The 21,827-nt window shown below is 53.1% G+C and carries 24 protein-coding genes; all 24 read left to right on the top strand.

The window, feature by feature from the left end; all coding sequences use genetic code 11:
* Positions 1-70: 70 nt before the first annotated feature.
* Entirely contained in the window at positions 71-715 is a 645-nt protein-coding gene (locus KNP74_RS02070) for a class I SAM-dependent methyltransferase (protein ID WP_138859220.1), read from the top strand.
* Entirely contained in the window at positions 712-1,179 is a 468-nt protein-coding gene (locus tag KNP74_RS02065; RefSeq protein WP_021065678.1) for an S-ribosylhomocysteine lyase, read from the top strand. Before KNP74_RS02070 ends, KNP74_RS02065 begins: the two co-directional genes overlap by 4 nt.
* Entirely contained in the window at positions 1,180-2,118 is a 939-nt protein-coding gene (locus tag KNP74_RS02060; protein ID WP_034778128.1) for a PLP-dependent cysteine synthase family protein, read from the top strand. It abuts the gene before it with no gap.
* Complete coding sequence (locus KNP74_RS02055; RefSeq protein ID WP_214763235.1) at positions 2,084-3,241, top strand: bifunctional cystathionine gamma-lyase/homocysteine desulfhydrase; 1,158 nt, start codon at positions 2,084-2,086, stop codon at positions 3,239-3,241. Before KNP74_RS02060 ends, KNP74_RS02055 begins: the two co-directional genes overlap by 35 nt.
* A gap of 122 nt (positions 3,242-3,363) precedes the next feature.
* Positions 3,364-4,251 (top strand): EamA family transporter RarD, encoded by an 888-nt coding sequence (gene rarD / locus KNP74_RS02050; RefSeq protein ID WP_214706249.1) that lies wholly within the window; start codon positions 3,364-3,366, stop codon positions 4,249-4,251.
* A 91-nt stretch (positions 4,252-4,342) separates the two neighbouring features.
* The gene (gene deoC / locus KNP74_RS02045) at positions 4,343-5,008 is read left to right on the top strand and encodes a deoxyribose-phosphate aldolase (protein ID WP_029595219.1); all 666 of its coding nucleotides are present in this window, start codon (positions 4,343-4,345) and stop codon (positions 5,006-5,008) included.
* A 77-nt stretch (positions 5,009-5,085) separates the two neighbouring features.
* Positions 5,086-5,280 carry a 30S ribosomal protein S21 gene (gene rpsU, locus KNP74_RS02040; RefSeq protein ID WP_029334745.1) on the top strand — a complete coding sequence of 65 codons (195 nt, stop codon included), beginning with the start codon at positions 5,086-5,088 and terminating at the stop codon, positions 5,278-5,280.
* Between the two features lie 33 nt (positions 5,281-5,313).
* The gene (locus KNP74_RS02035; protein WP_021065683.1) at positions 5,314-5,763 is read left to right on the top strand and encodes a GatB/YqeY domain-containing protein; all 450 of its coding nucleotides are present in this window, start codon (positions 5,314-5,316) and stop codon (positions 5,761-5,763) included.
* 136 nt (positions 5,764-5,899) lie between these two features.
* Positions 5,900-6,412, top strand: coding sequence for an NfeD family protein (locus tag KNP74_RS02030; protein WP_034778122.1), 513 nt, complete (start codon positions 5,900-5,902; stop codon positions 6,410-6,412).
* A complete protein-coding gene (gene floA, locus KNP74_RS02025) occupies positions 6,409-7,389 on the top strand; it encodes a flotillin-like protein FloA (protein WP_214711409.1) in 981 nt (326 codons plus the stop codon). The genes KNP74_RS02030 and floA overlap by 4 nt, the downstream gene beginning before the upstream one ends.
* A gap of 5 nt (positions 7,390-7,394) precedes the next feature.
* On the top strand, positions 7,395-7,835 hold the full coding sequence (locus KNP74_RS02020; protein ID WP_214706245.1) for a hypothetical protein: 441 nt from the start codon (positions 7,395-7,397) through the stop codon (positions 7,833-7,835).
* A gap of 134 nt (positions 7,836-7,969) precedes the next feature.
* Complete coding sequence (locus KNP74_RS02015; RefSeq protein WP_034779973.1) at positions 7,970-8,926, top strand: PhoH family protein; 957 nt, start codon at positions 7,970-7,972, stop codon at positions 8,924-8,926.
* Positions 8,927-8,944: 18 nt separating this feature from the next.
* The gene (locus KNP74_RS02010; protein ID WP_214763234.1) at positions 8,945-11,026 is read left to right on the top strand and encodes an HD family phosphohydrolase; all 2,082 of its coding nucleotides are present in this window, start codon (positions 8,945-8,947) and stop codon (positions 11,024-11,026) included.
* Positions 11,004-11,480: an rRNA maturation RNase YbeY gene (gene ybeY / locus KNP74_RS02005; protein WP_034778115.1), complete on the top strand. Its 477-nt coding sequence runs from the start codon at positions 11,004-11,006 to the stop codon at positions 11,478-11,480. Before KNP74_RS02010 ends, ybeY begins: the two co-directional genes overlap by 23 nt.
* A complete protein-coding gene (locus tag KNP74_RS02000) occupies positions 11,477-11,827 on the top strand; it encodes a diacylglycerol kinase family protein (protein ID WP_214763233.1) in 351 nt (116 codons plus the stop codon). The genes ybeY and KNP74_RS02000 overlap by 4 nt, the downstream gene beginning before the upstream one ends.
* Positions 11,828-11,862: 35 nt before the next feature.
* A complete protein-coding gene (gene era / locus KNP74_RS01995) occupies positions 11,863-12,771 on the top strand; it encodes a GTPase Era (RefSeq protein WP_029595225.1) in 909 nt (302 codons plus the stop codon).
* A 3-nt stretch (positions 12,772-12,774) separates the two neighbouring features.
* Positions 12,775-13,524: a DNA repair protein RecO gene (gene recO, locus KNP74_RS01990; protein WP_034778111.1), complete on the top strand. Its 750-nt coding sequence runs from the start codon at positions 12,775-12,777 to the stop codon at positions 13,522-13,524.
* Positions 13,525-13,811: 287 nt separating this feature from the next.
* Positions 13,812-14,705, top strand: coding sequence for a glycine--tRNA ligase subunit alpha (gene glyQ, locus KNP74_RS01985; RefSeq protein ID WP_371743415.1), 894 nt, complete (start codon positions 13,812-13,814; stop codon positions 14,703-14,705).
* Complete coding sequence (gene glyS, locus KNP74_RS01980) at positions 14,698-16,752, top strand: glycine--tRNA ligase subunit beta (protein WP_214763232.1); 2,055 nt, start codon at positions 14,698-14,700, stop codon at positions 16,750-16,752. The genes glyQ and glyS overlap by 8 nt, the downstream gene beginning before the upstream one ends.
* Positions 16,753-16,773: 21 nt before the next feature.
* Entirely contained in the window at positions 16,774-17,403 is a 630-nt protein-coding gene (gene ccpN, locus KNP74_RS01975; RefSeq protein ID WP_034778102.1) for a transcriptional regulator CcpN, read from the top strand.
* Positions 17,390-18,238: a pyruvate, water dikinase regulatory protein gene (locus KNP74_RS01970; RefSeq protein WP_052090136.1), complete on the top strand. Its 849-nt coding sequence runs from the start codon at positions 17,390-17,392 to the stop codon at positions 18,236-18,238. Before ccpN ends, KNP74_RS01970 begins: the two co-directional genes overlap by 14 nt.
* A gap of 107 nt (positions 18,239-18,345) precedes the next feature.
* On the top strand, positions 18,346-20,166 hold the full coding sequence (gene dnaG, locus KNP74_RS01965; protein ID WP_233004389.1) for a DNA primase: 1,821 nt from the start codon (positions 18,346-18,348) through the stop codon (positions 20,164-20,166).
* A gap of 35 nt (positions 20,167-20,201) precedes the next feature.
* Positions 20,202-21,296, top strand: coding sequence for an RNA polymerase sigma factor RpoD (gene rpoD / locus KNP74_RS01960; protein ID WP_034778096.1), 1,095 nt, complete (start codon positions 20,202-20,204; stop codon positions 21,294-21,296).
* Positions 21,297-21,428: 132 nt separating this feature from the next.
* The gene (gene cccA, locus KNP74_RS01955) at positions 21,429-21,767 is read left to right on the top strand and encodes a cytochrome c550 (RefSeq protein ID WP_021065699.1); all 339 of its coding nucleotides are present in this window, start codon (positions 21,429-21,431) and stop codon (positions 21,765-21,767) included.
* The last annotated feature ends 60 nt before the right edge of the window (positions 21,768-21,827 follow it).

Raw genomic sequence — 21,827 nt, 5'->3', positions numbered from 1 at the left:
TACAGTCTGTAGTAGATAAATCATATAAAACTTATCGATATAGTCGGAATATAGATGATGGGGTGACAGAATGGGATTACAGTTCATGGACATTTTTAAGGAGTGGGCGTCGGAATATGACGCGGCCGTGACCGGACACGACGAACAATATCGCGAAGTATTCGCGGGGTACGAGACGATGCTCGGCGAGGTCGTCGACCAGTTAGAAGGCCGAGTGATGGAGTTCGGGATTGGGACGGGGAACTTAAGCGCAAGAATTCTAGAGAGGCACGACCTCATCCCTGTCGAACCGTCGCCAGAGATGCGGGCCGTCGCGGCTGAGAAGTTACAGCTCGATATCATTGACGGTGATTTTCTCAACTATCCGACGGACAAGTCCGTCGATACGATCGTGTCGTCGTATGCGTTCCATCATTTGACGGATGACGAGAAACGGACGGCGATTCGAAGTTACGTCGAACACCTCGACGCCCCGCGCTTCGTCTTGCTCGATACGATGTTCGCCTCGCCAACAGCGAAACGGGACATCTTGGACTGGGCCGAAGCGAACGGCTATACCGATTTACTCGAGGATTTGAATCGAGAGTTTTATCCGTATACCCAGACGATTCAAGCGATGCTCGAAGCAAACGGCTATACGGTTACGCTCACGCAAAAAAATAAATTCGTCTGGCTCGTCGTGGCCACGAAACAATCAGGAGGAACTCAATCATGAAAAGTTATAAAGTCGAGAGCTTCAATTTAGACCATACAAAAGTACAAGCGCCTTACGTCCGTTTAGCCGGAGTGAAGAAAGGGACGGCCGATACGATTTATAAATATGACATTCGCTTCATTCAACCGAACGAAGGGCTCATGCCAATGCGGGCCGTCCACTCGCTCGAGCATTTGATCGCTGAGAACAGCCGTAGCCATTCGAATCAAATCATCGACGTCTCGCCGATGGGTTGCCAGACAGGCTTCTATTGGACGATGTTGAACGATGGGGATTACGAAGCGATGCTCGACCTAGTCGAAGCGACACTCCGCGACGCAGCAAATGCGACGGAGTTGCCGGCACAAAACCCAATTCAATGCGGGAGCGCGAACCATCACGATTTCGAAGGCGCGAAGAAGCTCGCGGCCGATATGCTTGCCAAGCGTGACGAGTGGCACATCATTTTCAAGGACGAAGCGTAAATGATTGTCCAAAGCGTCTATGAATTGATTGGTGAGACGCCTCTGCTTGAGTTACGGACGTTGCCGGTACCTGCGGGCGTCAAAGTATACGGCAAGCTCGAGATGATGAATCCGGGCGGTAGCGTCAAGGACCGGCTCGGACTGCAATTGATTGAACGGGCGCTTGAACGTGGACAACTTGAACGCGGGGGAACGGTCGTCGAACCGACGGCCGGGAACACCGGAATCGGGCTCGCGCTCGCCTGTCAACGACACGGCATCAAGTTGATGACAGTCACCCCGGAGAAGTTCAGTCAAGAGAAGCAGGCGCTCATGACGCTTCTCGGGGCGACCGTCGTCAACACGCCGACCGAACTTGGGATGAAAGGCGCCATCGCGCGGGCGAAAGAGCTCGCCATCGAACATGACGCCTATGTGCCGGAACAGTTCTCGAACCCGGATAACCCGGACGCGTACGTCGACACGCTCGCGCTCGAACTTCAGGCCGACCTTCCGAACATCGATGTGTTCATCGCCGGAGCCGGCTCAGGGGGGACGTTTACCGGTGTCGCGAGCAAGTTGCGGCCGAACGGGACGAAGGCGATCGTCGTCGAGCCGGAAGGGTCGATTTTGAACGGGGGAGCTCCTGGCCCCCATAAGACAGAAGGAATTGGGGTCGAGGCGTGGCCGGCGTTCTTGCCGCACGACCTCGTCGACGGGATTTACACGATTACGGACGAAGAGGCGTTTTATTATGTCGCTCATCTCGCTAAACAAGAAGGCTTGCTCGTCGGAAGTTCATCCGGAGCGGCCATCGCGGCATGTGTTCAAGAAGCGGCGAAGATGACGGAAGGTGTCATCGTCACGATTTTACCGGACAGCGTCGAACGGTATTTAAGTCAAGGAATAGTCAAGGAGGCAGAATATGCGTACAAAAACAGCACTCATTCATGGCGGTAAAACGACGGATCCGTTAACGGGAGCCGTCACGCCACCGATTTATCAGACGAGCACGTACAAGCAAGACGGAATCGGTAATCTCCGGGAAGGGTATGAATATTCGCGGACGGCGAACCCTACTCGTACGGCACTCGAAACACTGATTGCCGATATCGAGGGCGGTGCTCGCGGATTTGCGTTCGGCTCTGGAATGGCAGCCATCTCAACGATCTTGATGTTAATGAAATCAGGGGACCACGTCATCGTCGGTTCTGATGTATATGGAGGAACGTACCGTGTATTCAATCGAGTATTTCAATCACTTGGCTTGGAGGCATCTTTTGTCGATACGGCCGATGCGCAAGCGGTCCGTGAAGCGCTCCAACCGAACACAAAAATGATTTACGTTGAGACACCGACGAACCCGCTGTTGAACGTGACCGACATGCGCCTGATTCGCGCCATCGCTGACGAGGCGGACGTCCTGTTCGTCGTCGACAACACGTTCATGACCCCGTACTTCCAAAATCCGATTGAATTCGGGGCCGATTATGTGCTTCATAGCGCCACGAAATATTTGGGTGGCCATAGCGACGTCGTCGCCGGTCTCGTCGTCGCGCGCACGGAAGAGCTTGGGGAGCGTTTGGCGTTCCTTCAAAACTCTGTCGGCGCGGTCCTTGGACCACAAGACAGTTTCCTTGTCGTCCGTGGAATCAAGACGCTCGCGGTCCGTATGGAAGAGATCGAGTCAAATGCGCTCGCGCTCGTCGACTACTTGACGAAGCACGAAGCCGTCAGCCATGTCCTGCATCCGAGTGTCGGCAGCGAAGAAGCGAAGCGGGTCCACTTGTCGCAGGCGCGCGGTTTTGGCGGAATGATCGCCTTTGATGTCGGTTCAGCAGAGGCGGCCGAACTCGTCGTCGCGAAGACGAAGTTCTTCACGCTCGCCGAAAGTCTCGGTGCGGTGGAGAGCTTGATTAGTGTCCCAGCTCGAATGACCCATGCGTCAATCCCGGCAGAACGTCGTCTTGAGCTCGGAATTACGGACGGACTCGTCCGCATCTCCGTCGGTCTCGAAGATGTACAAGATTTGATTGAAGATTTGGAGCAAGCGCTCGCGACCGTGGCGACGATTCCGAACTAACATTCATAGTGATGCGAGGTGCGCTTGCGAGCGCACCTCTTTTGTCGTGGGCATGGCGAAAGAATTCGCTTGAATGTCCTAATCGCATCGACTACACTGACGATAATTGATTACGAGAGCGGGTGAACGGAGTGAACAAAGGCGTCATGCCGACGGTCGGAGCCTACGTCATGTGGGGCGTCCTACCGATTTATTGGAAGTTTTTACAGGAGATACCGAGCGGACAAATCTTGGCCCATCGAATCGTCTGGTCGTTTCTCTTCATCTTACTCGTCTTGAAATGGACGAAGCAGTGGACCGAGTTCAACTACGCGCTCCGGCACCGGGCGACGCGGAACGCCTTCATGTTGAACGGCTTCATCGTCAGCGCCAACTGGTTCGTGTACATATGGGCGGTCAATCACGGCTATATCATCGAGGCGTCACTTGGCTATTACATCAATCCGCTCGTCAGCATGGTGTTAGGTGTGCTTGTTTTTCGGGAATCATTAAACCGAGTCCAATGGCTCGCGGTGACGGTGGCGGCGATCGGTGTGCTCGTTTTGACGTTCGGGTATGGGTCGTTCCCGTGGATCGCCTTCATTCTGGCCAGTACGTTCGGATTTTACGGCATGGTGAAGAAACGCCGACCGCTTGCCTCGACGGTCAGTCTCGGGATTGAGACGCTCGCGGTCGTGCCGGTCGCTATCATTTTCTTAGGTTGGCAGACGTCACAGGGCGGATTGACGATGACGACCGAACCGGTCATTTGGGTCGCCTTGATCGGGACAGGCGTGATGACGGCGTTGCCGCTTCTTTTGTTCGGGTACGGGGCGCAACACATCCCGTTCACGCTTGTCGGGTTTCTTCAATTCATCGCACCGACGCTCAGTCTCGCGATCGGGGTCATCCTCTATAATGAGCCGTTCACGGGTTATCACATTTTTGCGTTCACGTGCATCTGGATTGCGATTTTCTTCTTTAGTTGGAACAGCTGGATTCAGACACGAAAACGTCGTCAACTCGTCTGAATTGAAAGCTGTTACATTACAAGAAAACATGATAATATGTTAGATGTCAGACCTATATGTCAGACCGATACATCAGAGGAGGAATTTTACGATGGAATTAGCACGTTATATCGACCACACAGCCTTGAAGGCAGAAACAACGAAAGATCAAGTCACGAAACTTTGTGCCGAGGCGCTCGAATACAAATTCGCAAGCGTCTGTGTCAACCCGACATGGGTGAAGTACGCGGCGGAACAACTCAAATCAGATGACGACGTCAAAGTATGTACGGTCATCGGTTTCCCACTCGGAGCCAACACGCCAGAAGTGAAAGCGTTCGAAACAAAAGACGCGATTGCCAACGGTGCAGATGAAATTGACATGGTCATCAACATCGGCGCCATGAAAGACGGCGACTTCGATCTCGTCGAACGCGACATCCGCGCTGTCGTCGAAGCGGCAAACGGGACGCTCGTCAAAGTCATCTTTGAGACGTGCCTCCTTACAAAAGAAGAAATCAAAAAAGCGGCTGAACTTTCAGTCAAAGCAGGTGCAGACTTCGTGAAAACGTCGACTGGCTTCTCAACAGGCGGCGCGACGGTAGAAGATATCCGCCTCATGCGTGAGACGGTCGGACCAGATCTCGGCGTCAAAGCTTCAGGCGGCGTACGTGATTTCGAAGGCGCACAAGCGATGATCGATGCCGGCGCGACGCGCATCGGCGCATCAGCTGGAATCGCCATCGTCACAGGCGGACGTTCAGATAGCGACTATTAATAACTAGTGGTTGACCGCACGACTTACTTTCACTATAATATGTTATGACGTGTGAAACACGTTTCCTTAGTCGTGTAATTCGGAGGGAGGGAAAACTAGTGGAAACTCGTGTCCGTAAAAACGAATCGCTTGAAGACGCTCTTCGTCGTTTCAAACGCGGTGTTTCGAAAGATGGCACTCTTGCCGAAGTTCGCAAACGTCGTCACTACGAAAAGCCAAGCGTAAAACGCAAATTGAAATCAGAAGCTGCGCGTAAGCGTAAGAAATTCTAATTTCAGTTTCATTTGTAGAGAGGGTGTTAGCTCATGAGTCTTCAAGAACGCTTGACGGACGACATGAAGCAAGCCATGCGCGCAAAACAAAAAGATCGTCTCACGACGATCCGAATGGTCAAAGCGTCGCTCCAAAATGAGGCCATCAAATTTGGTCGACAAGATCTTACTGAGGAAGAGGAACTCACGGTGCTCAACCGAGAGATGAAACAGCGCAGAGACTCCCTCCGAGAATTCGAAAGCGCTGGTCGTGAAGACCTTGCATCTAAAGTAGCTGACGAGATTGTCGTACTAGAGGCCTATATGCCTGAACAACTTTCTGAAGATGAAGTCACGGCGATCGTGAAAGCAGCTATTGCTCAAACGAATGCCACAGGCCCGTCAGATATGGGTAAGGTGATGGGCGTCGTCATGCCTCAAGTTAAAGGCAAGGCAGACGGTGGTCTTGTGAACCGCATTGTCAAACAACAATTGACGAATTAATGAAAGAGACAGGAGCTTTTGGGTCAAACCAAAAGTTTCTGTCTTTTTTTGCGTATTCTGAAACCACAAGCAAACTTGTTTCGTATACACTAGAGATAAGAGGTAGCTTGTGAACTCGGAAGGGGGTTGCAATACGATGACATTTGGTCTCGGAGTGATTCTGACGGTGTTTTTTGTCGGGATCGTCCTTCTAGGAATTGAAGTGTTCGTTGCCGGTTTTGGATTGTTCGGCGTGCTAGGGATCGGGGCGGTCGTCGCCAGTTTGATTATGGCGGGCGCCACGATCGGGCAACTATGGTTGTCGCTCGGTTTAGCCACGGCCATCGTCGCTGGACTCGGATTTTGGGCATATCGTCGCCTGCAGTCCAATCGTTCGCTCATGTATAAAGGGTTGATTTTGACCGATTCGACGTCATCAGACAAAGGGTATCTGTCTCACGATGACCGCAAACGGTTACTCGGGAAAGTCGGGGTCACATTGACGCCGCTGCGCCCGGCGGGTACCGCTGAGATTGACGGAGAACGGATTGATGTCGTGACAGAAGGTAGCTATCTCGATTCGCAAACGAAAATTCAGGTGTATAAAGTCGATTCAGGGCGCGTTGTCGTCCGTAGCTTTATAGAGCCGAAGGAGGATGTAACAGAATGACACCAGAACTATTGACCACGTTACTCATCTCAGGTGGAGGATTAATTGCGCTCGCCGTATTCTTCACGTTCGTCCCGGTCGGGCTGTGGATCAGCTCGTTCGCCGCTGGCGTCCACGTCTCGATTTTCACATTGATCGGGATGCGACTCCGTCGCGTCGTCCCATCGAAAATCGTCAACCCGCTCATCAAAGCGGTCAAAGCCGGTATTGGCTTAAATACGAACCAGCTCGAGAGTCACTTCTTGGCTGGGGGTAACGTTGACCGTGTCGTCAACGCCTTGATTGCGGCCCACCGTGCCGATATCGAATTGTCGTTTGAACGTGCCGCAGCAATCGACCTTGCCGGCCGAAACGTGTTAGAGGCTGTTCAAATGTCCGTCAACCCGAAAGTCATCGAAACGCCGTTCATCGCCGGTGTGGCCATGGACGGGATTGAAGTGAAAGCGAAAGCCCGGATCACGGTTCGTGCCAACATCGACCGTCTTGTCGGGGGTGCCGGAGAAGAAACGATTATCGCCCGTGTCGGTGAAGGGGTCGTCTCGACGATCGGTTCGCAACATAACCATAAACACGTTTTGGAAAATCCGGATATGATTTCACGTACCGTATTGACGAAAGGTCTTGATTCAGGGACCGCGTTTGAAATCTTGTCCATCGATATCGCCGACATTGATATCGGTAAAAACATCGGAGCGGTTCTTCAGACCGACCAAGCCGAGGCTGATAAGAAAATCGCGCAAGCGAAAGCGGAAGAACGCCGCGCGATGGCGATCGCCCGCGAGCAAGAGATGAAGTCATCAGTCGAAGAGATGCGCGCGAAAGTTGTCGCGGCCGAGGCTGAAGTCCCACTCGCGATGGCAGATGCGCTTCGCCACGGCAAGCTCGGTGTCATGGACTACGTCAACTACTTGAACGTCCAAGCCGATACAGAAATGCGTAAAGCGATCGGTCACCCAGTCGAATCTGACAACGAGTGATCGGGATGGATGGACTTTGGGTACTACTCCTCGCCGCATTCGGGATCGCTTCGGCGGTCATGAAGCGGATGGAGAAATCATCTTCTACTGGAGAACGGCCGCCGAGTACGGATTTGAAACGCTATCTCGATACGGTCGGTGACATGATGAAAGAAGTCGAGGCGACATTTGACGAGCCGCGCGATGGCAAGGAAAAACCGACGCCGCAAAAACTGCGTCGTCGTGTCGCTGCCCCAGCTGAATCAAGAGAGTCTCAGCCGCCGCGCCGGCGGGAAGAATTACCGCACGTGAGTGCGCAGTTCGAACAGACGGTCAAGATTCCGCCGATTTCGGAGGCAACCGAGTCGCGGCCGCAACCCCAACCGCGCATGTCGATGAAGCAAGTTCGGCAAGCTGTCGTTTGGAGTGAAATTTTGCAGCCGCCGGTGTCGAAACGCCGTCGCTAAGCCTGAAGCAGTGACATTGAGTCACTGCTTCTTTTTGTGGCCAAAACGGACGGTCTTTCTTTCACGAACGGCTTGATAGTGCTAAAGTAAAGAAGGAACAATCTACTGATGGGGAGGAGAAACAACCATTGATTATGACTGATAAGATACCGTTCGTCATGGAACATGCGAACGAAGCACAGGCACTCCTCGGGCCGAAAGACGAGGTCTTTCACGCTATCGAGGCAGAACTCGCGGTCGCACTCACTCCTCGTGGAGAAGAATTGATCATTCAGGCCGATACTGCTGACACACTTGAATTGACGAAAACCGTCATCAAGACGCTACAACAGCTTGTCAAAAAAGGGGCTCGCTTGAACGAGAGTGATGCCATCAGCGTGATTCAACATATTAAGGTCGGCAAAGGCGATGAACTGCTCGAGCATTATGAGCGGGTCGTCTTCACGACGAACAAAGGCAAACCGATCCGGGCGAAAACAGTCGGACAAAGCCGCTACGTTCGTGCCATTGAAAAACGCGATCTTGTCTTCGGAATCGGGCCGGCCGGGACCGGAAAGACCTATCTGGCCGTCGTTTTGGCAGCACGGGCATTGAAAGAAGGACAAGTCAAACGTATTATTTTGACGCGTCCAGCCGTCGAAGCAGGGGAAAACTTGGGTTTCTTGCCAGGCGACTTGAAAGAGAAAGTCGATCCATACTTACGTCCGCTCTATGACGCCTTGTTTGACGTCTATGGCGTCGAGCAGACGAATCGGTTGCTCGAACGTGGCACAATCGAAGTCGCCCCGCTCGCCTATATGCGAGGACGCACGCTTGAAGATGCGTTCGTCATTTTAGATGAGGCGCAGAACACGACGAAAGAGCAGATGAAAATGTTCTTGACGCGACTCGGTTTCGGGTCGAAAATGGTCGTCACCGGCGACTTGACGCAAGTGGATTTACCTAAAGGGAAGGCGTCAGGTCTTCAAGAGGCGTTACACCTGCTCGAGCGAGTCGAAGGGATTCATTTCGAACACTTCACGTCGTCCGATGTCGTTCGACATCCGCTCGTCAAGAAAATTATTAACGCTTATAGTACCGAACTCACATAACAAAAAGGGGGGGCACTGATGCAGCAAGCACGTCATTGGACGGTCGCGACAATCTCCGTCCTCTTTTTTCTCATTCTAGGCGCGATTCTCTATTTTACGGTGCGCCCATCTATTATTAGCGTCGAACCGCTCGGGATTGCCGAACAGGATATCCGCTCGCCCATCACGGTCGAGGACCGAACGGCGACGGAACGGTTGCAACAAGAAGCCGTCAATGGCGTCGGTAGTCAATTTTCGCTCCGACGCGAGTTTGCCGATCAACAAATCGCCAAAGTCGAGCAACTGTTCGCGGCGTTCGAGGAGACGGAAGAAGAGACCGAACTCTCGGATATTAAGAACCGGTTGAACTCGACCGAAGTGAATGGCTTTCTCGGTGACGACGAGTTGAATCTATTGCTCGAGGCGACTGAGAACACGCGTCGAACGGTCGAAGACGTCACCGTGACGGCGCTCCAAGAAGTAATGGGCAACCGCATCGAGACGAGCTCACAGTCGATTTCAGAAGCGAGAGACCGGGCCGAGACGCTCGTCGACCAATCCCCGCTCTCACTCGAGTTCCGGGCCATCGCCAACAGCCTGAGCGATCAATTGATCGTCCCGAACTATGTCTTCGATTCCGAGGCGACGCGTGAGAAAGAACAGCAGGCGCTCGACGCGGTCGAGCCGGTCATCATCCAAGAAGGACAATTGCTCGTCAATCAAGGCGAGGTCGTGACACGTGAGATTTATCGGAAGCTCGAATTGACCGGTGCGATCGACCCGAACCGTTCGTTCGCACCGCTGTTCGGGGCTTACTTACTGAGCGGACTGTTGACGACCGGATTTCTGTTCATGTTGATCCGGTCGAAGATTCAACAGTTGTTGCTTCGTCCTAAAATTTTGATTACCGTTTACGGGTTGTTACTGCTTCAACTCGGCATCTTTTTCGGGGTCGGCTATATCGGCATCGAGTTTACGACGTACGCATACGTGCTCGCACCGACGGCGTTCGTTGTCCTTTTGCTCCGTATCCTTGTCGATGAGCGGGTCGCGCTCGCCTCGGCACTCATTACGATGATCGCCGGATCGATCGTGGCGAGTTTCGGGCAAAACACGAGCTTCATGGCGGTGGTCTATTTTGCGACCGGTAGTTTCCTGGCTGTCTTCCTCGTCGAACCAAAGATTCAGCGGAAACGCTTATTCTTGTCAGGTGTCTTGCTCGGCATCATCAACATCATTATGGTGCTCGCGCTCTTGTTCCTGCGTAACACGGTAGTGACATGGGAGATGGTCGCGTATCTGTCAGGCTTCGCGATCACGAGTGCCCTGTTATCAATCGTGCTCACGTTCGGCTTCCTGCCGTTCCTCGAGCCGTGGTTCGGCGTCTTGTCATCGGGTCGCTTAATCGAATTGATGAGCCCGACGCACCCGCTGTTGCGGAAATTGTTGATGGAGGCACCGGGTACGTATCATCACAGCATGATGGTCGCCAACCTGGCTGAATCGGCTTGCGAGGCGATCGGCGCCGACGGACTGCTCGCACGGGTCGCTAGTTATTACCATGATCTTGGGAAGACCGAGCGGCCGCTCCACTTCATCGAGAACCAACAGAGCGGCGTCAACCCGCACGACCGGCTCACGCCGGAAGAATCGGCCGACATCATCATGGCCCATCCGTATGACGGTGCTGATCTGTTGCGCCGCTACAAGCTACCGAAAGAAATCATCGATATCGCCGAGCAACATCACGGCACGTCATTGTTGAAGTTCTTTTATGTGAAAGCGAAAGAGACACGAGATGTCACTGAGTCGCGCTTCCGTTACCCGGGACCGAAACCGCAGACACGCGAGGCGGCGGTCGTCATGATCGTCGATTCGATTGAGGCGGCGGTAAGGTCACAGAAGCAGCCGACACCAGAACGGATCCGGCAGCTCGTCAGCGCGATCATCCGTGACAAGTTGCAAGACGGACAGTTCGAAGACTGCGAGTTGACGACGAAAGAAGTATGGCGGGTCGGGGAGAGCGCGTGTGAGACGTTGACCGGCTTGTTCCATGAACGGATCGAGTACCCAGAACTGAAGAAAGAAGGCGAATTACATGCAAATCATTTCGAACGATGAGCACGGGTTGTTGACCGATGCTCAAGTCGAGCTCGTCGAATCTATTTTGATGCACGCAGCGCTCGAAGAGGACATTGAAGAACCGAGCGAACTGTCGGTCACCTTTTTGACGAACGACGAGATTCAAGCAATCAATCGGGAATGGCGCGGGAAAGATGCGCCGACCGACGTGATCAGTTTTGCTTTTGACGAGATGGGCGAAGAAGAGATGGATTTCATGCTCGATGAAGACGAGCCTCGTCTCCTTGGCGATTTACTCATCTCGGTCGAGCGTTGCCGCGAACAGGCGGCCGACTATGGCCACTCGTTCGAACGAGAACTCGGATTTTTGGCCATTCATGGCTTCTTACATCTCCTCGGCTATGATCACATGACGCCTGAGGAAGAAGCGGAGATGACGGCGCGCCAAGAACAAGTGCTCGCTCACTTCGAGCTGAAACGAGGCGAAGTGTGAAACCGTTCTGGTTCGCCGTGCAAGGCATCGTGCACGCAGTGCGGACCGAACGCAACATGCTGATTCATCTCGCATCGAGCCTGCTCGTCGTCGTATTTGCCTGGTGGCTCCCAACGACGAAACTCGAAAACTTGATTCTGTTCGGTTGGGTCGTACTCGTCATCGCGCTCGAGCTGATGAACACGGCAGTCGAGCGCACGGTCGACCTCGTCACGAAAGACATCAAACCGTTAGCGAAGCAAGCGAAAGACGTCGCAGCCGGATCAGTGCTCGTTGCCGCCATCGGGGCCGCCATCACGGCACTTTTCATTTTTGGCCCTTATGTAATCGACAAATTCGTTATATGATTGAACGTATTGGAAATTTAGAAAGCAGGTGCACTATGTATCAAGAAGATTTTAAATCAGGGTTTGTGTCCATCATCGGTCGTCCAAACGTCGGGAAATCGACGTTCTTGAATCGGGTCATCGGACAAAAGATTGCCATCATGTCAGACAAGCCGCAGACGACGCGCAACAAGGTCCAAGGTGTATATACGACGGATGATTCGCAAATCATCTTTATCGACACGCCAGGGATTCATAAGCCGAAACACCGCCTCGGCGATTTCATGATGAAAGTCGCGACGAACGCACTCCGTGAAGTCGACGCGATCCTCTTCATGGTCAACGTCACGGAACCGCGCGGCGCCGGCGATGAGTTCATCATCGAGAAGTTAAAAGGGCTCGATACGCCAATCATCCTCGTCATGAACAAAATCGATTTGATTCATCCGGACGAGATTCCGGCTGTCATCGAGCAGTATACGAACCAACTCGATTTCGCGGCGTACGTCCCGATCTCGGCACTTCAAGGCAATAACGTCGAACCGCTCCTTAAAGAAATCAAAAAGTTGCTCCCGGAAGGACCGATGTATTACCCGGCCGACCAAGTGACAGACCACCCGGAACGGTTCATCATCTCTGAATTGATTCGCGAGAAAGTGCTCCATAAGACGCGTGATGAAGTGCCGCACTCAATCGCGGTCGCCATCGAATCGATCAAGAAACGGGAAAACTCGGAAATGATTGATGTCGAGGCCGTAATCATGGTCGAGCGTGATTCGCAAAAAGGAATCGTCATCGGCAAAAAAGGTGCGATGCTCCGCGAAATCGGGACAGAAGCACGCCACGACATCGAGGCGCTCCTCGGGACAAAAGTGTATTTGAACCTATGGGTGAAAGTGCAAAAAGATTGGCGTAACAAGATGGGCCAACTCCGCGACCTCGGTTTCCGCGACGACGAGTATTAAGCCATGTTGCAAAAGGTCACGGGAATCGTCATTCGGACGGTCAATTACGGGGAGTCGAACAAAGTCGTCACGTTGTTCACCGAAGAACTCGGGAAAGTCGCCGTCATGGCGCGCGGTGCGAAAAAGCCGGGCAGTCGCCTGCATGCGTCGAGCCAGCCTTTCGTCGAGGCGGTGTATATTTTCCCGGCGAGCCGTGGCCTCGGTCAACTGAAGTCGTCGGATGTGATCACGTCCTATCCGGAAATCCGGAAAGACGTCGAGCGCATGGCGTACGCCATGTACTGGCTCGAGCTCGTCGACCGCACCGTCGAGGACCGGGTGCCGAACCGCCCGCTCTATCGCATCTTGAACGACGCCCTGCAGGCGCTCAATGCAGGGATGGACCCGGATGTGATCACGCACCACTTTGAACTGCGCATTTTGCACTTGCTCGGGGTCGCACCCGTTTTGACCGGGTGCATCCGTTGCAACGATGTGACCGACCCGATGTATTTTTCAGTGGCGGCCGGTGGTTTTCTTTGCTCGCGTCACCAAGAAGAAGGGTCGGCCCGGATGAGCGAACGTCTAGCGAAGCTCCTCTATTTGATGAGCCGACACGAGCTGTCCGAATTCAGTAATGTCCCGCTCACAAAAGAGACGCGGATTCTGCTCAGGCAGCTGTTCGACGCCTATATGGAATCATACAGCGGCTTGCGGCTGAAGACGAAACGTGTCCTCGATCAAATGCAGCGCCTTTACTTGAACGATGATTGACTTTTTCGACAAGATTCGATACCATAATCTACGATTAGACAAATGAAATAGCGTGCGCAATGAAGGAAACGAGTAGCTTTTACGCCATGGGTACAGCGAGTTCGGGGAGGTGGGAGCCGAACGCCAGGGGGAAGTGAATGGCAATTCCGGAGCGCCCACAGTCCAAAGAGTGGCCTCATCTCGAGGCAAGTAGGGTGGAACCGCGGGTAATCCCGTCCCTATGTGCATGGCACATAGGGGCGTTTTTTGTCGTTTCAATACTTTTGGAGGTGTCACATATGAAGCACATGACCGTGCAAGAAATTATTTTGACGTTACAAAATTTCTGGGCGTCGAAAGGCTGCTTGACAATGCAAGCGTATGACGTTGAGAAAGGGGCCGGTACGATGAACCCGATGACGTTCTTACGGAGTCTCGGACCAGAGCCGTGGAACGTCTGTTACACGGAGCCATCACGTCGTCCGGCGGATGGACGGTACGGTGAAAACCCGAACCGTTTGTATCAGCATCATCAGTTCCAAGTCATCATGAAGCCGTCACCGAGCAACATCCAAGAGCTTTACTTAGAAAGTTTAGAGTTGATCGGAATCAATCCGCTCGAGCACGATATCCGTTTCGTCGAAGACAACTGGGAAAACCCGACGTTCGGCGCGGCCGGTCTAGGTTGGGAAGTTTGGTTGAACGGGATGGAGATCACCCAGTTCACGTATTTCCAACAAGTCGGTGGCATCGAGTGTGACCCGATCGCCGTCGAGATCACATACGGTCTCGAACGTCTCGCGTCGTACATCCAAGAAGTCGAGAGCGTGTTTGACCTCGTCTGGACGGACGGATTCAAGTATGGGGACATCTTCTACCAGCCCGAGTATGAACATTCAAAATATACGTTCGAACTTTCAGACGTCGACATGTTGTTCACGTTGTTCGATACGTACGAAAAAGAAGCGAAGCGTGCCCTTGACGAGAACCTCGTCTTCCCGGCTTACGACTATATCCTCAAATGTTCGCATACGTTCAACCTACTCGATGCGAAAGGCGCCATCTCGGTGACAGAACGGACCGGTTTCATCCAACGTGTCCGCAACATGTCCCGTGCGTGTGCTGCCAAATTTATCGAAGAGCGGGAACGTCTCGGTTTCCCACTTTTGAACCAAGAGAAAGCAGGTGCCCTTGATGCGTGACCTTTTATTAGAAATCGGACTTGAAGAATTACCAGCGCAATACGTCCTCCGTTCGGAGAAACAATTGGCAGAGCGTGTGACCGCCTTCTTGACGGACGCCCGTGTCCAGTTCGGGACATTGACCGTCTATTCAACACCGCGCCGTCTCGCCGTTCTTGTCAAAGACGTCGAAGAGAAGCAACAAGACTTGACGGAGACGCTTCGCGGACCGGCGAAAAAGATCGCTCAAGACGCTGAAGGAAACTGGTCGAAAGCAGCCGCTGGGTTTGCCCGTGGCCGCGGTCTCTCGGTCGACGACTTGTACTTCGCTGAAGAGAAAGGTGTCGAGTACGTGTTCGCAGACCGTCACGAGTCAGGTCAGGCGACGAGCACGCTGCTTCCGGCACTCGAAGACGTCGTCCGTGGTATGACGTTCCCGAAAAACATGAAGTGGGGCACGAGCAGTCTCCGCTACATGCGTCCGATTCGTTGGCTCGTCGCGTTGTTCGGTGCCGAGCAAATCGATTTTGAAATCGAAGGCGTAAAGACAGGAAACGTGACACGTGGTCACCGCTTCTTGAGTAAAGGTGACGTCACGATCGCCGAGCCGGCCGCCTACGCCGAGACGCTCGAACGCGAATTCGTCGTCGCGTCATATGAAGACCGTAAGGCCCGCATCGAACGTCAAATCGACGAGTTGGCTTCTGAGCAAGGGTGGACGGTTCCGCTCGACGCGTCGTTGCTCGAGGAAGTGACAAACCTCGTCGAATGGCCGACCGCGCTGTTCGGTGAATTCGATGCAAGCTATCTCGAACTTCCGGAAGAAGTATTGATCACGACGATGAAAGAGCATCAACGCTATTTCCCGGTCTATATAGGTGAAACGCTTAAAAACTATTTCGTGACCGTCCGTAACGGGAACGCGGACCATCTTCAAAACGTTGCCAAAGGGAACGAGAAGGTCATCCGGGCCCGCTTGGCAGATGCCGTCTTCTTCTATGAGGAAGACCAAAAGACGAAGATTGACGATCAACTCGTCCGTCTCGACCGCATCGTCTTCCATGAGAAGTTGGGGACGACGGGAGACAAGGTCCGTCGGGTGGAACAACTCGCCGGAACGCTGGCGCCATTGTTCAATGCGGATGCAACCAAAGTCGCCCGGGCTGGAGCCATCCATAAGTTCGACCTCGTCAGCCAAATGGTGTATGAGTTCACAGAACTCCAAGGGGTGATGGGTGAGAAGTATGCGCTCCAACAAGGTGAGGACAAAGAAGTGGCCGCAGCCATCCGTGAACACTATATGCCACGCTTTGCGGGCGACGCGTCACCATCGACGCCAACGGGTGCGGTTCTCGCACTCGCCGATAAATTGGATTCGATCGCTGCATTCTTCGGAATCGGCATGATTCCGAGCGGTTCGCAAGACCCGTTCGCGCTTCGTCGTCAAGCCCAAGGGGTCGTCCAAATTCTAGCGGATTGGAAGATTGCGCTCCCACTCGACAAATTACTTTCACAAGTTGTCGATTCGCAACTTCAGGCAGGACTTTATGATGCCGATAAAGAACAAGTCAAGGCGCAACTAAAAGACTTCTTCATGCTTCGCTTGAAGTATCGTCTCCAAGAACGGCAAGTACGTTATGACGTCATCGACGCCGTATTGACGACAGAGCTCGCCATCAACCGGCTCGATGCCCGAGCGGACGCGGTTCAAGCCATGCTCGCAAACGATGCGAAACTACTCATTGAGCAATTGACGCGTGTCGTCAATATCGCCAAGAAAGGTGAGGCTGGAGAGGTCGATCCGGCATTGTTCGAAAACAAAGAAGAGAACGAACTCCATGTCGCCATCGAAGCGACGCTACCAGAAACGGAGCGAGCCGTCGAGGATGGGGATTATCATCAAGCGATCGCGTCATTGCGCGTATTGGAACAACCGATTAGCGCTTATTTCGAAAATACAATGGTCATGAGCGACGTTGAAGCGATTCGCGAGAACCGTCTGCGCGAGATGAAACGACTCGCCATGACAATCGAGAGCGTCGCCGACTTTAGCGCGCTCGTACTCTGACCAAACTTGAGGGGGTTGGCTATGCAGCTGAATGAACGCCAACAGAAGATCGTTGAGATCGTCAGGGTCAACGGACCGATCACGGGTGAGCAGATCGCGCAAGAGCTGTCGCTCACTCGCGCCACGCTCCGCCCGGATCTGGCCATCTTGACGATGACTGGAATACTAGAAGCCCGGCCACGTGTCGGCTACACGTTCGTCGGCAAACGAAACTCATCCCTGCTTCGGGAAAAATTGGATTCATTGACGGTCGGCGACTTCATGTCGTCCGCGAAAGTCGTCAGTGACGAGATGACGGTGTATGACGCCGTCGTGACCTTGTTTTTAGAAGACGTCGGTTCGCTGTTCGTCGTCGGCAAGGACAACGAGCTCGTCGGTGTCTTGTCACGTAAAGACTTACTTCGGGCCGCCATCGGCAATCAAGACTTGGATCAATTGCCCGTCAACGTCATCATGACCCGCATGCCGAACATCACGGTGTGCGAGAAGAGTGAGACGTTGATTCGGGCCGGGATGAAGCTGATCGAGAAACAAATCGATGCCATGCCAGTCGTCGAAGAGAAAGACGGCAAGCTGATCGTGCTCGGTCGCATGACGAAGACGAACATGACGAAAGTATTGATCGCACTCGCCAACGATGAGTCGTTCTGAGGAGGAATCTGGTTTGACACTGACACAAAAACAACTCGTATTTGTCGTGAGCGATTCGGTCGGGGAGACGTGTGAACTCGTCGTCCGCGCCGCGAGCATCCAGTTCCACGAGAATGCGATTGAGACGCTTAGAATTCCGTTCGTGGAAGATGAACAGACGATTCACGATGTCGTGACACAAGCGCGTGCCCAAGGAGCGGTCATCGCCTTCACGTTGGTCAACGAGGAGCATCGGGCCCTCCTCGTTCAACTCGGACGAGCGCATGACGTGAAGACGGTCGACTTGCTCGGCGACTTACTCGACGTGCTCGCCGGTCAACTCGGAGAGAGTCCACGCGAGAAACCGGGACTCATCTATCGTCTCGATGAGGATTACTTCCGGAAAATCGAAGCGATGGAGTTCGCGGTCAAGTACGACGACGGACGTGACCCAAGAGGCTTGAAAAAAGCTGATATCGTCCTCGTCGGCGTATCACGCACATCCAAGACGCCGCTCTCACAATATTTGGCGTTGAAGCGGTATAAGGTCGCCAACGTACCGCTCGTGCCGGAATCACGCCCGCCGGAAGAACTGTTCGATTTGCCGCCTGACAAGTGCGTCGGGTTGATCATCTCGCCGGATAAGTTGATTTCGATTCGGATGGAACGGTTGAAGTCGCTCGGTTTGAAACCGGAGGCCGACTACGCCCAACTCGAACGCATCAATCGTGAACTCGAGTATGCCCGAGGGATTTACGAACGAATCGGTTGCGAGGTCATCGACGTGACGAACAAAGCCGTCGAAGAGACGGCAGGCATCATTTTACGGATGCTCGACCAATCGAAAGACGATTGAGTACTCGGATTAGTAATCGACTGGTGTTAACGGTATAATAGAGTACTGACATTACAGTGAAACGGAACGTGGTGAGCGTTCCGTTTCGTTGCGAGTTTGGATAGGGAGTGGTCGAGTTGCCGCGAATACCGGATGAAGTCATTGCGGAAGTGAAACAAGCCACAGATATCGTTGATTTAATCAGTGAACGCGTTGAATTGAAGAAGCAAGGCCATCGCCTCGTCGGTCTCTGTCCGTTCCACTCGGAGAACAGTCCATCGTTCTCCGTGTCCCCGGAAAAAGGGATGTACCATTGTTTTGGATGTGGAGCCGGCGGGAACGTATTTACGTTCGTCATGGAGACAGAAGGTTTGTCGTTCCCTGAGACGATTGAACGTCTCGCGACGCGGGCGAACATCGCCATCGAGGGCGGGGTGTCTGGCGATGAGGAGTTGTCACGAGACCAAGTCATTCGTAAACAGATGCGCGATGCCCATCGTGTCGTGGCGGATTTGTATCATGAAGTGTTGATGAAGACCGAAGCGGGCGAAGTCGGATTGACGTATTTGCAAGCGCGCGGTCTACAGGAGACGACGATCGGACAGTATAAGATCGGTTATGCGCCTGATCATCGCCGTTTTACCGTTGATTCACTGGAACGAAGAGGTTTCGACCTCGAGGTCATGGTGGAGGCCGGGTTGATTTCTAAGTCGAGGTCCGGTGAATATTTTGACCGGTTCGAAGGCAGAGTCGTCTTTCCGATTGCGGATCGAGACGGCACCATCGTCGGATTTAGCGGACGGGCGATCGATGAGCGACAGCCAAAGTACGTCAACACGGCGGATACGCCCCTGTTCAACAAGAGCGAACTCCTCTTCGGCTTTTCACAGGCACGGGCCACGATGCGAAAGCAAAAACGGGTCGTGCTCGTGGAAGGGAACGTCGACGTCTTGCAAGTCGCGCAAGCCGGGACGAAGGAAGTCGTCGCGTCGCTCGGGACGGCGTTTTCGACACAGCATGCCCGTGCGTTAGCACGCATGGTCGAAGAAGTGATCATCTGTTATGACGGTGATACGGCCGGACAAGAAGCGACGATGAAAGTCGTCCGCTTGCTCGAGGGCTACCCGCTCGATGTCCAGGTGCTGATGTTACCTGAGAAGACCGACCCGGATGATTATATTCGGACGAATGGGGCGGAGCAGTGGCACAGACTTGTCGAATCGGAGCGTTTATCCGTCCTCGATTTCATGAACCGGACGCTACGGCGTGGGAAAAATATGAATCGAGAAGGAGAAAGGATTCGTTTTATTGAATCTATGCTTGTGGAAATCAGTAAAACGGACAATTCGATTCGCCGTGATTTATATGTGAGAAAGCTGGCAGACGAATTTGAGATTCCAGTCGAGACATTGTTGTCACGGATGCCCTCGACAAGACCGAAAGAAATCGCACCCCAACGAGTGCCGGAAGCTGAACCGGTTCGCCGGCGTTCATCTAAGACGAATGAACCGCGTTATGTCAAAGCCGAAAAGCTGTTACTTCGGGCCATGCTGAGTGGTCCGGAGCGGGTCCGCTTCGTCAGGGACCGCCTCGGGCTAGCCTATCAGGACGAAGTGCATCGCATGCTGGCGACGGCCCTCTATGAGATCGTCTCGGAGGACATGACGCATGAAGAATTCGAACAAGTGGCGCCCCCGTTCATGGAGCGCTATTGTGACCAACGTCCGGACTATGCGAATCGGTATGCCGAGATTCGGCTCATGTCCGCACCGGACGAACTGACCGAAGAGGTTTTAGATGAATACATTAAGGTCATAAACAGTTATGAGGAACAGCGTCAAATCGAACGAGCGAAAAGGGAAATCGGACAAGATGCCGAAAGTATAGTAGACCAGGCATCCAAGTTACAAGAACTGATTACCCGGAGTCGTCGTCTTCGTGAACGATGAACGTGAAGGAAGTTTGGAAGGAGTTGAACTGCTAGATGGCAGAGAAGAAAAAAGAGGATTTATTTAACGCCATAGACGAACTCGAGAAATTAGGTAAGAAAAAAGGCGTCGTATCCATGCAAGCAATCCAAGATCGCCTCAGCCATTTCGAGGTGGATTCGGACTTTATCGATAACTTCATTGAAGACTTAGAAGGTAAAGATATCCGCGTCACAGAAGATGCGGCCGATGCCGAAGAAACACCAACCAAAAAAGAGGACGAAGAGGTCGATTTGAACGACTTGTCCGTCCCGCCAGGTATTAAGATCAACGACCCGGTCCGCATGTATTTGAAAGAGATCGGGCGCGTCGATCTCCTCAGTGCGAAAGATGAGACCGAACTCGCGAAACGGATTGAACAAGGGGACGAAGAGGCGAAGAAACGTCTTGCCGAAGCCAACCTCCGTCTCGTCGTCTCGATCGCGAAACGCTATGTCGGGCGCGGTATGCTCTTCCTTGACTTGATTCAAGAAGGAAACATGGGCCTCATTAAAGCCGTCGAGAAGTTCGACTACATGAAAGGGTTCAAGTTCTCGACGTACGCGACGTGGTGGATTCGTCAAGCAATCACCCGCGCCATCGCCGACCAAGCTCGGACAATCCGGATCCCGGTCCACATGGTCGAGACGATCAACAAGTTGATTCGTGTTCAACGTCAACTGTTGCAAGACCTCGGGCGCGAACCGGCACCTGAAGAAATCGCCAAAGAGATGGAACTCACACCTGAAAAAGTGCGTGAGATCTTGAAAATCGCCCAAGAGCCTGTCTCGCTCGAGACACCGATTGGGGAAGAGGATGATTCGCACCTCGGCGACTTCATCGAAGACCAAGATGCGATGGCACCCCAAGACGCCGCTGCCTATGAGCTACTCAAAGAACAGCTCGAAGACGTGCTCGACACGCTCACGGACCGCGAAGAAAACGTGCTCCGTCTCCGTTTCGGTCTCGATGATGGCCGTACGCGCACGCTCGAAGAAGTCGGGAAAGTGTTCGGCGTCACCCGCGAGCGGATTCGTCAAATCGAGGCGAAGGCGCTCCGGAAGCTCCGTCACCCGAGCCGTTCGAAACGCTTGAAAGACTTCCTTGATTAATTGTGTTTTTGAATAAAATGTGAAGTTTTAGAAGAAAGGAAGGAAAATGAGTGATTTTCCTTCCTTCTTTATTATTTTTTGAGTAAAATAGTGATGGGTAGAAATTTGGAATGAACATGAGGGGGAAATACAATGCGTAATCCATTGTTACCGTTTGCAGCGATCGCGATCGTCGCAATCATTGCCATGGTCTCATTATCGTATTTTGGCGTGAACCAAGCTCAGCAGGCTGCTGAAGGTCCGTCGGTCACTGAGATGAACCCGGAAGACTTGTATGCGGCGAAAGGCTGCACAGGTTGCCACGGTGGAAATCTCGAAGGTGGCGTCGGTCCTGCGTTGACAGGCGTCGGCGAACGTTTATCGGCGGAAGAGATCACAAACATCATCGTCAACGGTAAAGGTGCAATGCCAGCCGGTCTCGCGACTGCCGAAGAAGCAGACGTACTCGCGACTTGGTTGCTCGAACAATAAGGGTGAAACGTACTCCTTCTGGGGTACGTTTTTTATTGTCCTGGATATAAATGTTCGTTA

Origin of the sequence: Exiguobacterium sp. s141 (assembly GCF_018618085.1) — a bacterium.
Taxonomy (GTDB): Bacteria; Bacillota; Bacilli; order Exiguobacteriales; family Exiguobacteriaceae; genus Exiguobacterium; species Exiguobacterium mexicanum_A.
The sequence above is the reverse complement of the archived record's forward strand: the minus strand, read 5'-3'. Positions and strand labels throughout refer to the sequence as shown.

Bases quoted from the DNA above. Each gene is read 5' to 3' on its own strand.
- cccA (WP_021065699.1), top strand. From the start codon at position 21,429: ATGCGTAATCCATTGTTACCGTTTGCAGCGATCGCGATCGTCGCAATC.
- KNP74_RS02055 (WP_214763235.1), top strand. From the start codon at position 2,084: ATGCGTACAAAAACAGCACTCATTCATGGCGGTAAAACGACGGATCCG.
- deoC (WP_029595219.1), top strand. From the start codon at position 4,343: ATGGAATTAGCACGTTATATCGACCACACAGCCTTGAAGGCAGAAACA.
- era (WP_029595225.1), top strand. From the start codon at position 11,863: ATGTATCAAGAAGATTTTAAATCAGGGTTTGTGTCCATCATCGGTCGT.
- glyS (WP_214763232.1), top strand. From the start codon at position 14,698: ATGCGTGACCTTTTATTAGAAATCGGACTTGAAGAATTACCAGCGCAA.
- KNP74_RS02010 (WP_214763234.1), top strand. From the start codon at position 8,945: ATGCAGCAAGCACGTCATTGGACGGTCGCGACAATCTCCGTCCTCTTT.
- floA (WP_214711409.1), top strand. From the start codon at position 6,409: ATGACACCAGAACTATTGACCACGTTACTCATCTCAGGTGGAGGATTA.
- ybeY (WP_034778115.1), top strand. From the start codon at position 11,004: ATGCAAATCATTTCGAACGATGAGCACGGGTTGTTGACCGATGCTCAA.
- KNP74_RS02020 (WP_214706245.1), top strand. From the start codon at position 7,395: ATGGATGGACTTTGGGTACTACTCCTCGCCGCATTCGGGATCGCTTCG.
- ccpN (WP_034778102.1), top strand. From the start codon at position 16,774: ATGCAGCTGAATGAACGCCAACAGAAGATCGTTGAGATCGTCAGGGTC.
- rpoD (WP_034778096.1), top strand. From the start codon at position 20,202: ATGGCAGAGAAGAAAAAAGAGGATTTATTTAACGCCATAGACGAACTC.
- recO (WP_034778111.1), top strand. From the start codon at position 12,775: ATGTTGCAAAAGGTCACGGGAATCGTCATTCGGACGGTCAATTACGGG.
- KNP74_RS02065 (WP_021065678.1), top strand. From the start codon at position 712: ATGAAAAGTTATAAAGTCGAGAGCTTCAATTTAGACCATACAAAAGTA.
- KNP74_RS02035 (WP_021065683.1), top strand. From the start codon at position 5,314: ATGAGTCTTCAAGAACGCTTGACGGACGACATGAAGCAAGCCATGCGC.
- glyQ (WP_371743415.1), top strand. From the start codon at position 13,812: ATGACCGTGCAAGAAATTATTTTGACGTTACAAAATTTCTGGGCGTCG.
- KNP74_RS02060 (WP_034778128.1), top strand. From the start codon at position 1,180: ATGATTGTCCAAAGCGTCTATGAATTGATTGGTGAGACGCCTCTGCTT.
- KNP74_RS02015 (WP_034779973.1), top strand. From the start codon at position 7,970: ATGACTGATAAGATACCGTTCGTCATGGAACATGCGAACGAAGCACAG.
- KNP74_RS01970 (WP_052090136.1), top strand. From the start codon at position 17,390: ATGAGTCGTTCTGAGGAGGAATCTGGTTTGACACTGACACAAAAACAA.
- KNP74_RS02030 (WP_034778122.1), top strand. From the start codon at position 5,900: ATGACATTTGGTCTCGGAGTGATTCTGACGGTGTTTTTTGTCGGGATC.
- KNP74_RS02070 (WP_138859220.1), top strand. From the start codon at position 71: ATGGGATTACAGTTCATGGACATTTTTAAGGAGTGGGCGTCGGAATAT.